Genomic DNA, 14,760 nt, shown 5'->3' with positions numbered 1-14,760 from the left:
GGGAAAATGCCTTTAGCTAAACTATATAAATAAAATGAAGTTTCCTTATCCAGAGTTGTTTGAATTGCCATGCAAAAGCGAACATCCCCTTCATGGAGAAGAGCGCCATAAAGAATAAGGGTGTTACTTATCAAGGGGTTGCTAATATATTTAGTAGCCTTCTTTTATACTGTTTTTTCTTCCGTTTATTTAGGTTTGAAATCCCATCCTCTAACCGATATAATGTTTGATAGATTATAAACTCTATTTATTGACATAAATGATTAATCACTTTTTTCGCATAATATAAGGGGAGATACAAAATGAGTGAATCGGAAGTTAGCAATCATAAAGTAAAGGAGATAGAAATAAGAGAGAATAAGGTATATATACAGTTTTATTTCGATGAGACTTTGCTTTCGGCTGAGCAGGACTCACTCCTTTTTTATTTAAAGGATACGGATAAGTGTATTCCATTTTCGCTTACGCAAATCTCCTCTTTGGATGGACTTGGTTTGTATGAATCAGTGATTGATATAGAAGAACATAGCAAAGCGTTTTCCAGAAAGACAAAATGGGAAATATATGTACAGATAGCCGATAAACAAAAAAAAAGATTGCTGTGTAGTGAAAAGGTAACAGGTTTATTATACTACTATTTTGAAAAAGAAAATTTTGTATTCTTTCCTTCTACAACAAAAAGAGGAGAACTTGTCTTTAGAACATCTGAGCCTTTATTATTTGCTGCTATTGATAGGGCGACTATAAGAAAAGATGGCTCTATTTTTGTAGCTGGTTATTATGATTTTCCTGAATGGCACACAAAAGAGCCGTCTAAGGTAACAGGAACACTTATAATGGAGAATGATTTAGATAGTCATATTTCGCGTTTTTCCTTAGATGGAACGGGAAAAGATAATTCAAACGACCGTTTTTCTACATATAGAAGGTTTGAAACAACAATTTATTTAACAGAGGGCCTTCATAGTCTAAAAAAAGTTCATTATAGATTTCACCTTGAAATCAGTTTTCAAGATGAAGCAAAACATAAAGTACTTAAATGTAATCAGTTGGCTTATTTACCAGCTGATGGAGAAAAAAATAAGCAAAAACGAATTTGTACCATTTCGAAATCCAAAAAAAGAGTAAAGGTAAGAACAAAAACTCCCAAAAGGTATTTATCCATTTCCGTATCGCCATACTACTATAAACAACAACTGTATGAGAATACTAGCAAGTTATTTAGAAAATGGAAAAATGCAAATAAGCTTTTGTTGGTATATAAAGTATTATTTAAAGTGGTTGGCTATTTTCCTGTCAAAAAGAATTCAATTGTATTTGAAAGCTTTTTGGGAAAACAATATAGTTGTAATCCGAGAGCTATCTATGAGTATATTCAAGCTAACCATTCAGAATTCAAATTATATTGGAGTGTAGATCCAAGGTATTTAAAAAACTTTGAGGGGAAGAATTTAGATGTTGTTCCTCGTTTTTCGATAAAATGGCTGTTTATTATGGCAAGGGCTAATTTTTGGGTTAGCAATAGTAGATTACCACTTTGGATACCTAAGCCAAGGCATACAACCTATTTGCAAACTTGGCATGGGACACCGCTAAAGAAGCTAGCAGCTGATATGGATGAAGTACATATGCCAGAAACAAATACCAAAATGTATAAAAGCAATTTTTTATATGAAGCAAGAAATTGGGATTATTTGATTTCTCCAAATGCTTATTCTTCAGAGATTTTTAAGAGTGCCTTTCAATTTAAGAAGAAAATGATTGAATCAGGATATCCAAGAAATGATATTTTATATAAAAAACACTCGAAGGAAGAGCTTCGCCAATTGAAGGAGAAATTTGCCATTCCTTTAGATAAAAAGGTATTATTATATGCTCCCACATGGCGCGACGATCAATTTTATAAAAAGGGAAAATACAAATTTGATTTAGAATTGGATTTAAATAAGTTAAAAAGAGAATTAGGAGAGGAATATGTAGTTATATTAAGAATGCACTACTTAGTGGCAGAAAACTTTGATCTTTCTCCGTATAAGGGATTTGCCTTTGATTACTCTAATTATGAGGATATTAGGGAACTGTATTTAATCTCTGATTTACTTATAACTGATTATTCTTCTGTTTTCTTTGACTATGGAAATTTAAAAAGACCAATTATCTTTTTTGTTTATGACATTGAAACATACCGTGATAAATTGCGAGGTTTTTACTTTGATTTCGAGAAAAAAGCCCCAGGGCCATTAGCAAAAACCACAGATGAGGTCATTGAATGTATAAATTCAGGTAATGTAACTAATCAAAAGTTTAACGATTTTTATAATAAGTTTTGTTATCTTGAGGATGGTAATGCTTCCGCTCGGGTTGTAAAAGAAGTGTTCTTACAGTGAAGGATAATGATTTGTCTTTTGCATATTTTGTAAGGATTATTTGAAATAGAGGATAAACAAACTTATAGAAGGGCAAAAATATGATGAATTCGATGTTTAAAGTACTAAAAGAACAATTAGATAACTTTCATCTAATAAAAAGGCTTTCTATGTATGAGCTAAAAAGTTCCAATAGAAATAATTATTTAGGAATTCTGTGGGAATTTATCAATCCGGCTATCCAAATTGCAATATATTGGTTTGTATTCGGGTTTGTTCAAGACAGACCAACAGTAGAAGGGACACATGGCCCTATACCATTTTTCATTTGGATGCTTTCAGGGATTTTGTTGTGGTTTTTTATTTATCCTGCTATTACACAGGGGTCTAAATCTATTTATACGAGGCTAAGAATGGTTTCAAGGATGAATTTTCCATTAAGTGCCATTCCTTCATATGTGATAATATCACTACTCTATCCTCAATTGCTATTAATGATAATGGTAGTGATTATTTTTCAATTTATTGGATATCCTATTTCTATTTATTACTTACAATTGCCATATTTTTTATTTGCAGCTGTTGTTTTTTTATTTGCTGTTTCTTTAATTACCTCCACTATTTCAACAATTGTGCGCGATTTTCAAATGCTGCTACAATCGTTAATGAGAGTATTGTTATATATAACGCCGATCTTATGGCCAGCAGGACGATTCAGCGATACGGCATTTGGAAGGATTTTTGATTATGTCATGCTCTTAAATCCAGTCTATTATTTAATTGAAGGATATCGTTATGCTTTGCTTGGAGAAGGATGGTTTATTACTGCCCACCCTGCTATCACTCTTTATTTCTGGGGATTGGTCTTCCTCCTTTTATGTGTCGGGTCATATATGCATGTGAAATTCAGAAGACATTTTATCGACTTTTTATAATCGGAGGTATCGTATGGAAAAGTCTGTGATAGTTAGAAATTTAACGAAAAGATATAAATTATATAAAAATAATTCGGAGAAACTAAAGGATATTTTTCTGCCGAAAAATTATGGTGAACCTTTTTTTGCATTGAAAAATGTTAGCTTTGAAGCAGAAAAAGGGGATGTCATTGGATTTGTTGGTGTAAATGGTTCTGGTAAATCAACGCTTTCTAATATTATAGCTGGAATTGTTCCTCAAACTTCCGGAGAGGTAGAAATTGATGGGCAAGCATCCCTTATTGCCGTATCTGCTGGCGTTAACGGAGAATTAACGGGCAGAGAGAATATTGAATTAAAGTGTTTAATGCTTGGATTTACTAAACAGCAAATAGAAGAATTAGAACCAGAAATTATCGAGTTTTCTGAGCTTGGTAAGTTCATTGATCAACCGGTAAAATCCTATTCAAGTGGAATGAAGTCTCGTCTAGGCTTTGCTATTTCTGTTAATACAGATCCAGATGTATTAATTATTGATGAAGCGTTATCAGTAGGGGATAAAGCTTTTGCTGAAAAATGCTTAGATAAAATGAATGAGTTTAAAAAACGTGGTAAAACAATGTTCTTTGTCAGTCACTCGATTGGGCAGATGAAGCAATTTTGCGAAAAGGGAATATGGCTTGAACACGGAGAATTGAAGATGGCTGGAACTATTAATGAAGTAATGCCAGCATATGAAGAATTTTTAGTAGCATATAAAAAGATGTCGCTAAAAGAAAAAAAGGAATTTCAAGAGGCGGGTCTTAAAAGAAGAAGTGATCCTGCATTTGTTGGTAAGGTCTAATGGGAGAAGAATCTTTTTTTTCAAGTAGTAACCGTTCTAAAATTAGAGCGGTTTTGTTGTATAGGGGTGAAATTTAATATTTACTTGGGATGAAACTTTCCAAACGAAAGAACGTCATATATAATAATAATCAAGTTCTTTATAGATGAGGTTAAAAATTTGTAATATAAATGTAAAATAAGGATGTAATTTGTTAAGCCAAGCCAGTTGGTATTGTGTTATAATAAATTTCGATTATATGCAAGAATAGACAGATGCCTAAAATGTACGTTATTAAAGGCATTAGGGAGGATCTCCATGATTTATATAATGCTCGTGGTATGTTTTATTGCTTCTATCTTACTGACTCCATTAGTGAAGAAGCTTGCATTTAAAGTTGGAGCAATGGATAAACCAGAAAAACGAAAAGTACATCATAAAATCATGCCGCGTATGGGCGGTTTAGCTATATATATTAGTTTTGTTATCGGTGCATTAGCGATCAATCCTGGTAAAGACTATCATTATCCAATACTGATTGGTAGTGTTATTATAATTGCAACGGGAATGTTAGATGATATTTATAATCTCAATGCAAAGATTAAGTTTGTTGCTCAAACAATTGCTGCAATAATTGTAGTCGTTTGGGGTGGCGTACAAGTTGAATTTATCAACTTGCCATTTGGTGGACAATTAGAGTTTGGCTTTTTAGATATACCAATAACGATTCTGTGGATTGTTGGTATCACGAATGCCATTAATTTAATTGATGGATTAGATGGCCTTGCCTCAGGTGTTTCCTGTATTGCGCTATTTACGATTACTGGGATGGCGATGATTATGGGAAATGGATACGTAATTGCGATTTCTTCGATTGTTTTAGCAAGTACGCTTGGGTTTTTATTATTTAATTTTTATCCTGCAAAGATTTTCCTTGGAGATACGGGAGCGTTATTTCTCGGCTATATTATTGCAGTTATGTCGTTATTAGGATTTAAGAATGTAACGTTAATCTCTTTTGTAATTCCGGTTATTATTTTGGGAGTACCAATCTCCGATACATTCTTTGCCATTATTCGTCGCCTAGTTAATAAACAACCATTGATGGCTCCAGATAAGTCTCACTTGCATCATTGTTTATTAAATATAGGTTTTACCCATAGACAAACGGTTATTATCATATATGCAATGGCATCTTTTTTTGGACTTGTTGCTGTGATCTTTTCCATGGCAAAAGTGTGGGGGGCTATCCTCCTAATTGTTACAGTCTTGTTCATCATTGAATTAATTGTTGAAAAGATTGGATTAGTAGGGAAAAATTATAAGCCGATATTAAAATTTATTAATGATATAAGATATTCAACGGATAAAAATCGATAAAAAAAGCCCTTCTTAAAAAGAGGGCTTTTTAGTATGAAAAGGAATCTTTTTTAGCTTATTTGTACGAGTTTTAAAAAGTAAAATAGAGACTGTTACAAAAGCCTGTGCTTTTCATCTACTTCTTCTTCATAAAAATCATCTTCGAATTCATTCCAAATGCTAGGCTCATGGTCTGAAAATAATGGTTTTTCGATAGCATCATTTAAAAATGTTAACATTTTTTTTAACATTTAGAACACCTCATTTTATCCTATTTCATTTTTATTAAGATTAGTATGGTCAAAATAAATGAAATTTATTAAGGGATCCTTTTTTTGAAATGATTTATTGTTACTATACCCAATTTCATTATTTTCATTGCTTTATGGGAGTGAATTTTTTTTATTAATTTAGAGAAGATTTAGTATGTATGTTAGAAAGTAACTAATAAAAAAGAGCATTGACGAATCAATGCTCTTTTTACAACGGCATTTGCTTATTTCAAATTCTTCACATTCTTCACATACGTTGCCGATACATAGCCTGTTGTTTTGCCATACTTAATTTTATACCATGAACCACTTTTGGCGTATATCTTTACTTGCTTCTTATTAGGGATGGCCCCGACTATTTTTGACGAAGTGGTTGGCTTTTGCCTAATATGAAGCTTTGATGCTTTTATGGTTCCTGTTTTCACTTTATATAAAGTAAACTTTTTAGAAGCTGTTTTCTTTAATTTACTTGTATTCGTAGATTCAACAGATACCTTATAGCTGCCATCATTTGTTTTTCCAACACTCCAAGTGTAGGTATAAGTTCCAGCTTTTAGTGATTTATTGGAAGCAAGTGTTTTTACGACTTTATTTTTGCTGTTTATAATCTTTACTGTAGTTTTTGTTGATTGATTTACGTGAAAGCTCGCCTTTATTTTGTTCCCAGTGGAATCATAGCTAGTTTTCACATTTTTAATGGTTGGTGCAGTAGCCTTTTTTAATGTGAATTTTTGTTTAACTGTTTTCTTTAAGTTACTTGTATTGACGGATTCTACAGATACAGTGTAGCTGCCATCACTTGTGTTTCCAACACTCCAAGTATAAGAATGAGTTCCTGCTTTGAGTGATTGATTGGAAGCAAGTGTCTTCACGACTTTATTTTTGCTGTTCATGATTTTAACCGTTGTTTTAGATGATTGGTTTACGTTAAAGCTAACCTTCATTTTGTTCCCAGCTGTATCATAGCTAGTCTTCACATCTTTAATCGTTGGCGCAGTAGCTTTTTTTAAGCTGAAATTTTGTTTAACTATTTTTTCTTTGCCAATACTATTAACAGCTTTAATCGTTAACGTATAAGTTCCATCACTAACATTTTGTACATCCCATTTAAAAGAGGAAGTTCCGGCAGGTAAAGATTTGCCGCTTGCTAATGTTTTTACGACTTTGTTTTTACTGTCTGTAATAGTCACGGACGCTTTCGTCGCTTGATTAACAGAAAAGGATGCATTAATCGTGTTTGAATTCGTATCGTAAGTTGTTTTGATAGAACTAATCGATGGTGCTTCTAATTGAGTTATTTTTACTGTTGCAGTGCTCGTTACTTGATTATTATTATTATCCGTCGCTATGATTTCAGCTGTATAATTTCCATTCGTCCAAGTTGAGGCATTAGCAGTATAAGTGTAATTACCAGCTTTTAATGCATCATTATTTAAAAGGGTTGTTTTAATTTTTCCTGTGCTATCTTTGATTCTTATGAGGGTATTCGCTGCTTTTGTAAGCGTAAATGAAACGTTAACCAAGTTATTTGAACTTGTAAAAGAAGCTTTTGTATCTTTTATTTCTGGTGGCGTAATAGCTGTGCTTGTATATTCTGTAATTAGTTGCGTACCAGGATAATAAAACGCCAAAATGGTTGTGTACTTTTGCCCTGCATTAGCGCGGTTATTAGCTCCATATTGGCTTAAACCGACTCCGTGGCCATAGCCGCTTCCTGCAATACTATGTGTAGTAGTATTTGATGCGCTTTTTGTCACAAGATAGCTTTTTACATAATTTAGACCAATCATAGCTCTAACTTTAGATGCCGCGACATTTGTTTGATTAATTTCTTGTAATATTAGTTTTCCGTTTTTGTCTTTCTTATCTTTCACGTAAAACTGAATAGAGATAGAACCAGTGCTAACTCTTTTTGTTGTGGAAGGACTATTAAAAGATAAAGCAGGAACGGACACAATTTTAATGTCTTTGTCTTTATAACCGTTGTCCTTTAACCATGTTTTTAGATTTGCAACAATGGTGCTGTCCTTTTCGGAAACCTTGTTCCACCATACTTCTGGATTTGCTAGATCTTTGTCTTTCATATCTATTTGCGTTTTTTGGACATCAAAGCTCCAAGTATAGCTTGTATCGTAGGGGTCTGCCGCGTTTTTTAGATAGGCAAAGTCATTGCCCCATACATTTTTAGCAGATTCCATTACCCCACCATTACTTGCAGAGTAAACGGCATCGATTAATGTATTGTTATATTTTAATACTTGTCCAGTTGTCGCTTCGACTGCTTTATCAGAATTAGGATGTGAACCACTTAGTCCACCGTATACTTGATGACTGATTGTATCCGTAATCGTTTTGCCGCCATAATTCCATGAATAGGTACGTGCTGCAATCGCTTGGGCCTTTAAGGATTCAATATTCCAAGATGCAGGCATTTCACTGGGCACGACCCCTTTAAGATATTCTTCCATACCAATTGTATTGATAGGACGAATATAGTTAGAACCGTTTAATGTTTCCATAATGAATTCAAAGGAACCTTTATATTTTCTATTATTAATGATTAAATAGTCATCAGGATTAGAAGGTGTTAGCGTAAGAGAACCTGATTCCAAAATAATGGTATTTCCTTTATATAATTTAAGTTTAGATTGCTCTAACTTAAGGGTATATTCAATTGTGTTCGTTAAAATATTTTTCCCATCATCGGTTTGATATGTTCCAGATGGGGTAATCGTAATTTGTGTTTTGTTTCCTAGGTAATTTTTTAGCATGACATGCACTTGTGGTTCACTGCCACTTGCATATGCCTGATTCTCGAAAGCAGGTAGGATCGATATAAATAGAAATAATGACAACAACAATGATAGTGTTTTTTTCATTATCGTTTCTCCTTTATTTAATTGTCATATTTTTACTGAGGTTTATTAGAGTAATTGTTTTGATGAAGGGCAGAGAAGGGATAGATTTTTAGAAGCTAGTATGATTCTATCATACTTTTATCCTAATATTTCGTGGTTAATACTGGTAGTTTAAGAGAGAAATAGATTTCATATAACTTGTGAGGAAAAGATATACAATAAGCGTGCAAGGGGAAAAATGGATACGGGAATTTTGCAAAAAAAAGACATGCACGTATGGGATAAAGTGTGCATGTCCAAGATAGTTATTAGTTTAAAGTGGAAGTATCTGTTGTTGTATCTGTCATATCAGTTTCAGTTTCAGTAGAACTGTCTGTTTCTGAATTAAGACTGCTGCTTACTCCTAAATGCTGCTGAAGAATGGATTTTGTTTCAGCTAAAGCTGTTTCATCTAATTGATAAATATATTTTCCATCCACTCGACCGTCAGTACCAGCTAAGGTAAGTGTCTCAACTTGTAAACCATTGTCTGCTGTTGCATAGGCAATTAAGGATTGCATATCGCTGAATGATAGGTCTGTTGTCATATTGCTGCCTACAGCTTCCATTACTTTCGCATATTTCGTTATACCTTCGACTGATACAGCTTTTTTCATAATTGCTTCCATGATTAATTGTTGTCTTTTTCCGCGTTCGATGTCATTATCAATTTTTCTTGTTCTTGCAAGGGCAAGCGCTTCTTCGCCATCTAATTCTTGATATCCTTCTTCAAGATGGATAGCGCCAGCTTTATCTTTTGAGTTCTGCTCTGTAAACGTAACTGGAACATCGACGTCAATACCACCTAAAGCATCAACTACATCCATAAAGGCGTCAAAATTCATTTTTACATAATAGTCAATGGGAATCTCAAGTAATCCTTCTACCGTATCTAATGTAGAAGTCACACCCCCGAAATAATGTGCATGGGTAATTTTATCGGAATAGCCGCGTTCGGGAATATACACATAGGAATCACGAGGGATACTTAGCAATTTAACGGACTTTTCTTTCTCGTTTAAAGTAGCTACCATTAGAGCATCGGATCGAGAGCGGGTTGTTCCAGATGCATTTGATCTTTTTTCGCTGTCATCTACTCCAATAAATAGAATGGAAACATCATCAATATTTGGATCTACTTTAGCTTCTCTCAATGAGTCTCGGTCAATTGGCTCGTACGAATCATCGACAACTGATTTGGCTTTTGAATAGAGGGTTGCTCCATAACCAAGACCAGCTAAAATAATAACAAGCAACGGAACAAAAATAAAAAGCTTGAGCTTTTTTCGTTTCTTATTCCTTGTATCTTTTATATAAGTTTCTCTTGTGTTTTTTGCCATAAGTTTCTCCTTTATAAATGAAAAATAACCTCAAAAAAGCATAGTACTATTTTACCGTTAAATATTGATTTCGTAAATTAACTCTTTATTTCTATTCGAGGTATATTTTGGTGTTTATTGTAAAAAATTCAAATGACTGATTCGGCGTAAAGGGATTCTTTTTCTGTAATAATACCTTGTCCATTCGTTAGGTCAGTTATCCAAGCTTTGTAGGTCTCGACGTCTTTAGAATCCACAAAGACATCCATTTCGACGTTTTCTAAATAATGAATATCCTTAATTTGATAGTTCGATGAACGTAATTCATTTTCCATTTTCCCAAGTAATGGATAATCAATGGATACGCCGATTATTTGCTTTAATTTTCTTTCGACGATTCCAACATTTGCTAATCCTTCAGAGGTCGTTTTCCCGTAAGCGCGAATTAGTCCACCCGCACCAAGCTTAATGCCTCCAAAATACCTTGTTACAACAACTGTAGTATCTTTCAGGCCTTTTTTCTTGAGCACTTCGAGGATTGGTACTCCTGCCGTTCCACTTGGTTCCCCATCATCATTTGCCTTTTGAATTTGATCATGCTCCCCGATTAAATAAGCGGAACAATTATGTGTTGCGTCTTTATGTTTTTTCTTAATTTCTCCTATGAAGGCTTGTGCTGCTTCTTCAGTCTCAGTTCGAGCGATATGAGCAATAAAACGTGACTTTTGAATAATTAGCTCATATTCTCCGTAGCTAGGCACAGTAAGATAGGAAGGAAGCATAGGTAAAGCTCCTTTCATTGTGTCTTAATAATCGTAATTTGCAGTCCATAATTTTTTTAGGAAGCTTTTTGTTCGTTATTTAAGTTGGTGAAATCTATCGTTTCTTATAAAAAATAATAGAAATTCGTTCATTAGCCTTATTTCATTATAATTCGACATTGTCTATTCTTCAATTATTGATCTCTTTGTAATCAAATCTTAATATAGCAATTTAGCAAGCATGATATAATAAGTAAAACTCCATGCTCGAAAAGACCCGCTACATATGGTATGGGCTATATATCATGCGAGGCTTACGAGTACTTGGTTTTCAGGTTCTTTCCTATTATGTATTTTCTTTCTCTTTGTTTTTTGTTTAGAATAGGATAAAATTATATTATCAATTTTTACATACTTTTTCACAGTAATCCTTAAAGTTAATAGGTCTTAAGACATGGTTTTGAATAGAAAAATATGTGTCTAAATAACGATTTTAATTTATTTTACGATGAATTATACATATTATTAACTTTCAAGCTAAAATAAGAATGGATGTTGGAAGGGTTTTAGCCTTTTTGGAGGAATTCTATATGTTAATAAGGAAATTTGACACAAAAACGTTAGATTATATTGTGGAACAAATGATTCAGACCGTTGGTTCCAGCAAAGACGAAATTTTTCGTATTGGAGAACAATGTCGACAAGATTATGAAACCCTTACCGAAGAATTAAAAGAAATGAAAGTACTTGTGTTAGAAACGATAGAAAAAGGAGACAAGCTAGAAATCCAGTCTCGATTTGCTCGTAAACGCTTATCAGAAGTGAGTAAGCATTTTAATGAATACTCAGAATCGGAAGTACGTGAAGCTTATGAAAGAGCGCATACGCTGCAAATGGATTTAAGCATGAATCGTCACCTTGAAAAGCAATATCGCGAACGTCGGGATGATTTAGAGCGCCGGTTGTTAGGTCTGGACGAAACAATAGAGCGGGCAGAGCATCTGGTAACGCAAATATCTGTTGTAATGAATTACTTAGTTAGTGATTTAAAACAGGTTGGCGAAGTAATAGAAGATGCCAAGCAAAAGCAGGATTTTGGTCTGAAAATTATTGGTGCTCAGGAAGAAGAGAAAAAAAGACTTTCTCGAGAAATACACGATGGTCCAGCACAAATGATGGCAAATGTCATGATGCGTTCTGATTTAGTGGAAAGAATATATAAAGAGCGTGGTGCAAAAGAGGCTTTCGAAGAAATCAGAAACTTAAAAGTCATGGTTCGAAGTGCATTATATGAAGTTAGAAGAATTATTTATGATCTTCGTCCGATGGCTTTAGATGATTTAGGTCTTATTCCTACGTTAAAGAAATATTTGAAAACAATAGAAGAGTATCATGAATCTACCAAGATTGAGTTTGCTACAATAGGGAAAGAAACAAGACTTCCAAGTAAATACGAAGTTGCACTTTTTCGCTTAGTTCAAGAATCTGTACAAAATGCTTTAAAGCACGCAGAAGCATCTAATATTGCAGTTAAAGTAGAATTGCGAAGAGATCAGATCATCGTTTTGGTTAAGGATAATGGAAAAGGATTCGATAAGAATCAGAAAAAGGAAGAATCCTTTGGCTTGATTGGGATGAGAGAAAGAGTACAACTCCTTGATGGGGAAATAACCATTGATTCCAAGCTTGGAATTGGAACCATAGTTATGATCAACGTTCCTATTAGATGATAAAGAAAAAAGGGAGGCGGAGCAGTTGACTACAAAGATAGTTATTATTGACGATCACCAATTGTTTAGAGAAGGGGTAAAAAGAATTCTCGATTTCGAATCGAGTTTCGAGGTTGTAGCTGAAGGAGATGATGGTACACAAGCCATTCAGCTGATTGAAGAATATCAACCAGATGTTACCATTATGGATATAAACATGCCTACTATTAATGGAGTAGAGGCAACAAGACAATTATTAGAGAAATTTCCAGAAACAAAGGTCATTATTCTATCCATTCATGATGATGAAAACTATGTAACACATGCATTAAAAACAGGAGCAAGCGGTTATCTGCTAAAAGAAATGGATGCAGATGCACTAATTGAAGCTGTTAAAGTAGTTGCAGATGGGGGTTCTTATTTACATCCAAAAGTAACCCACAATTTAGTAAATGAATATCGTCGTTTAGCATTAGAAAATGCTAACTCAGATGAACATCATGTACAAGTTGTAGAAATTAGAAGACCATTGCATTTATTAACAAGACGTGAATGTGAAGTATTGCAGCTTCTTGCAGATGGTAAAAGCAATAGAGGAATCGGTGAGGCACTATTCATCAGTGAAAAAACCGTTAAAAACCATGTAAGTAATATTTTACAAAAAATGAACGTAAATGATCGTACACAAGCAGTTGTTGTTGCAATTAAAAACGGTTGGGTAGAAGTTCGTTAATAAGAAAGGGAGCTATTAAATCACTAGTTGGTTTGAAGAGCTCCTTTTTATTTATAGAAAAGAGTAGAAAAATGGAGGAAGTTCTGATTGCATTTGTTGAAAAATCGTCATAAAATTCTGTCTTTTATGGGTGTTTTTACCTATATTTTTAGTGTGATTCTTGATAAGATATGTGTAATGACACTAAAATGATAGGAGGATTGGCAATGAATGGAATAAACAGAATTTCGGATCCAATCCTTTTAAAAGCATATGCAGAAGCTGTAAAATTAGAGTTAGCAGAAGAGTTCATCATGATCCTCCTTGATGAACTAAAGAGAAGAAATCTTCCAATTTCTCATTCCTCACAAAGCTGAGATCTGTTGTTATATTTACCCTGCCTTTTAAAAATCCATATAAATTCCTCCTTTTGTGCATTATAATAGAGTTAATATATTATAATGCAAATAATCACATGTTTAGTTAAAATGATATACAGATGAATAGATAAGGATGGTAATTAATTGGATGAAAACAGCTATTGTTACAGATAGTACGGCTTATATTCCTCAAGATGTGAGAGAAAAGTATGATATACATATGATTCCGTTGACGGTAATTTTAGGTACAGAAGTGTTTGAGGAAGAAGTAGATTTATCTGCTGCCGACTTTTATGAAGAAATTAAAACAAAGGAATTGCCAACTACCTCTCAGCCACCTATTGGAAAATTTGTGGAGCTATTTGAAAAGCTATCTGAGAATTATGATGAGGTAATTAGTATTCACTTATCAAGTGGAATAAGCGGAACATATCAAGGTGCAATTTCTGCTGGAGATATGGTGGAAGGAATTGAAGTATTCGCTTTTGATACAGAAGTAAGTTGTATGGTTCAAGGCTTTTATGCAATTGAAGCAGCAAAGTTAGTCCAACAAGGGAAATCAGCTGCAGAGATAATTCCAATTCTAGATGAATTGAAAGAAACAAGTCATGCCTACTTTATGGTAGACGATCTGTCCAATCTTCAGCGAGGCGGTCGCCTTTCAAGTGCGCAAGCAATAATAGGTAGTCTCCTTCAAGTAAAGCCATTGCTTCATTTCAAAGATAAATTAATTGTCCCATTTGAAAAAATTCGCACAAAAAAAAGAGCAATGAAGCGCATCGTAGAACTTTTACGAGAAGCAACAAATGGCGACAGCTACTACGCAGTCATTATCCATGCTAATCGTGAAGAAGAGGCAATAGAATGGAAAGCAGAATTAGAACAAGAATTCCCGAACATTGAATTCTCCTTAAGTTACTTTGGTGCCGTAATCGGAACCCATTTAGTCGCAAGTAAAGTGAAGAGTCGCAAGTAAGAGTGGGAAAGTCGCAAGTAAGAGTGAGAAAGTCGCAAGTAAGAGTGGAGAAGTTGCAAGTAAGAGTCGGAAAGTCGCAAGTAAGAGTGGAGAAGTCGCAAGTAAGAGTGGGAAAGTCGCAAGTAAGAGTGGGAAAGTCGCAAGTAAGAGTGGAGGAGTCGCAAGTAAAGTGCAGAGTCGCAAGTAAGAGTGGGAAAGTCGCAAGTAAAGATGGAGAAGTCGCAAGTAAGAGTGAGAAAGTCGCAAGTAAGAGTGGAGAAGTCGCAAGTAAA

The 14,760-nt window shown here is 34.1% G+C and carries 13 protein-coding genes; 9 read left to right on the top strand and 4 right to left on the bottom strand.

Going from position 1 to position 14,760, the window contains the following annotated elements:
* Nucleotides 1-302 precede the first annotated feature (302 nt).
* The 4 genes from RTL21_RS16530 to RTL21_RS16515 all read left to right on the top strand — a co-directional run bounded on the left by RTL21_RS16530 (nucleotide 303) and on the right by RTL21_RS16515 (nucleotide 5,483).
* The gene (locus tag RTL21_RS16530) at nucleotides 303-2,387 is read left to right on the top strand and encodes a CDP-glycerol glycerophosphotransferase family protein (protein WP_312097369.1); all 2,085 of its coding nucleotides are present in this window, start codon (nucleotides 303-305) and stop codon (nucleotides 2,385-2,387) included.
* Nucleotides 2,388-2,470: 83 nt separating this feature from the next.
* Nucleotides 2,471-3,301, top strand: coding sequence for an ABC transporter permease (locus RTL21_RS16525; RefSeq protein ID WP_312097438.1), 831 nt, complete (start codon nucleotides 2,471-2,473; stop codon nucleotides 3,299-3,301).
* Between the two features lie 13 nt (nucleotides 3,302-3,314).
* A complete protein-coding gene (gene tagH, locus RTL21_RS16520; protein WP_312097367.1) occupies nucleotides 3,315-4,124 on the top strand; it encodes a teichoic acids export ABC transporter ATP-binding subunit TagH in 810 nt (269 codons plus the stop codon).
* Nucleotides 4,125-4,421: 297 nt separating this feature from the next.
* A complete protein-coding gene (locus tag RTL21_RS16515) occupies nucleotides 4,422-5,483 on the top strand; it encodes a glycosyltransferase family 4 protein (protein WP_312097365.1) in 1,062 nt (353 codons plus the stop codon).
* 92 nt (nucleotides 5,484-5,575) lie between these two features.
* Here RTL21_RS16515 and RTL21_RS16510 read toward each other — a convergent pair whose 3' ends face one another.
* The 4 genes from RTL21_RS16510 to RTL21_RS16495 form a co-directional block, all read right to left on the bottom strand.
* Nucleotides 5,576-5,713 (bottom strand): hypothetical protein, encoded by a 138-nt coding sequence (locus tag RTL21_RS16510; protein ID WP_312097363.1) that lies wholly within the window; start codon nucleotides 5,711-5,713, stop codon nucleotides 5,576-5,578.
* A 245-nt stretch (nucleotides 5,714-5,958) separates the two neighbouring features.
* Nucleotides 5,959-8,613 carry a SpoIID/LytB domain-containing protein gene (locus tag RTL21_RS16505; RefSeq protein ID WP_312097361.1) on the bottom strand — a complete coding sequence of 885 codons (2,655 nt, stop codon included), beginning with the start codon at nucleotides 8,611-8,613 and terminating at the stop codon, nucleotides 5,959-5,961.
* Nucleotides 8,614-8,900: 287 nt separating this feature from the next.
* Nucleotides 8,901-9,971, bottom strand: a complete 1,071-nt coding sequence (locus RTL21_RS16500) for an LCP family protein (RefSeq protein ID WP_312097359.1) — start codon at nucleotides 9,969-9,971, stop codon at nucleotides 8,901-8,903.
* Between the two features lie 128 nt (nucleotides 9,972-10,099).
* Nucleotides 10,100-10,732 carry a YigZ family protein gene (locus tag RTL21_RS16495; protein WP_312097357.1) on the bottom strand — a complete coding sequence of 211 codons (633 nt, stop codon included), beginning with the start codon at nucleotides 10,730-10,732 and terminating at the stop codon, nucleotides 10,100-10,102.
* A gap of 569 nt (nucleotides 10,733-11,301) precedes the next feature.
* Here RTL21_RS16495 and RTL21_RS16490 point away from each other — a divergent pair.
* The 5 genes from RTL21_RS16490 to RTL21_RS16470 form a co-directional block, all read left to right on the top strand.
* On the top strand, nucleotides 11,302-12,441 hold the full coding sequence (locus RTL21_RS16490; RefSeq protein WP_312097355.1) for a sensor histidine kinase: 1,140 nt from the start codon (nucleotides 11,302-11,304) through the stop codon (nucleotides 12,439-12,441).
* Between the two features lie 25 nt (nucleotides 12,442-12,466).
* Complete coding sequence (locus RTL21_RS16485; protein WP_312097353.1) at nucleotides 12,467-13,153, top strand: response regulator; 687 nt, start codon at nucleotides 12,467-12,469, stop codon at nucleotides 13,151-13,153.
* 206 nt (nucleotides 13,154-13,359) lie between these two features.
* Nucleotides 13,360-13,509: a sporulation histidine kinase inhibitor Sda gene (sda, locus tag RTL21_RS16480; protein ID WP_312097351.1), complete on the top strand. Its 150-nt coding sequence runs from the start codon at nucleotides 13,360-13,362 to the stop codon at nucleotides 13,507-13,509.
* Nucleotides 13,510-13,660: 151 nt separating this feature from the next.
* Nucleotides 13,661-14,488 carry a DegV family protein gene (locus tag RTL21_RS16475; protein WP_312097349.1) on the top strand — a complete coding sequence of 276 codons (828 nt, stop codon included), beginning with the start codon at nucleotides 13,661-13,663 and terminating at the stop codon, nucleotides 14,486-14,488.
* Between the two features lie 23 nt (nucleotides 14,489-14,511).
* A partial coding sequence (locus RTL21_RS16470) for a hypothetical protein (RefSeq protein WP_312097347.1) occupies nucleotides 14,512-14,760 on the top strand: 249 nt, incomplete at its 3' end.

Origin of the sequence: Niallia sp., assembly GCF_031978665.1 — a bacterium.
Lineage (GTDB): Bacteria > Bacillota > Bacilli > Bacillales > Cytobacillaceae > Niallia.
Note: the sequence above shows the minus strand (reverse complement) of the source record. Positions and strands in the feature narration are given on the sequence as shown.

Excerpts from the sequence above, each read along its gene's own strand:
- RTL21_RS16525 (WP_312097438.1), top strand. The coding sequence starts at position 2,471 with ATGAATTCGATGTTTAAAGTACTAAAAGAACAATTAGATAACTTTCAT.
- RTL21_RS16510 (WP_312097363.1), bottom strand. The coding sequence starts at position 5,713 with ATGTTAAAAAAAATGTTAACATTTTTAAATGATGCTATCGAAAAACCA.
- sda (WP_312097351.1), top strand. The coding sequence starts at position 13,360 with ATGAATGGAATAAACAGAATTTCGGATCCAATCCTTTTAAAAGCATAT.
- RTL21_RS16500 (WP_312097359.1), bottom strand. The coding sequence starts at position 9,971 with ATGGCAAAAAACACAAGAGAAACTTATATAAAAGATACAAGGAATAAG.
- RTL21_RS16515 (WP_312097365.1), top strand. The coding sequence starts at position 4,422 with ATGATTTATATAATGCTCGTGGTATGTTTTATTGCTTCTATCTTACTG.
- RTL21_RS16475 (WP_312097349.1), top strand. The coding sequence starts at position 13,661 with ATGAAAACAGCTATTGTTACAGATAGTACGGCTTATATTCCTCAAGAT.
- RTL21_RS16490 (WP_312097355.1), top strand. The coding sequence starts at position 11,302 with ATGTTAATAAGGAAATTTGACACAAAAACGTTAGATTATATTGTGGAA.
- tagH (WP_312097367.1), top strand. The coding sequence starts at position 3,315 with ATGGAAAAGTCTGTGATAGTTAGAAATTTAACGAAAAGATATAAATTA.
- RTL21_RS16530 (WP_312097369.1), top strand. The coding sequence starts at position 303 with ATGAGTGAATCGGAAGTTAGCAATCATAAAGTAAAGGAGATAGAAATA.
- RTL21_RS16495 (WP_312097357.1), bottom strand. The coding sequence starts at position 10,732 with ATGCTTCCTTCCTATCTTACTGTGCCTAGCTACGGAGAATATGAGCTA.
- RTL21_RS16505 (WP_312097361.1), bottom strand. The coding sequence starts at position 8,613 with ATGAAAAAAACACTATCATTGTTGTTGTCATTATTTCTATTTATATCG.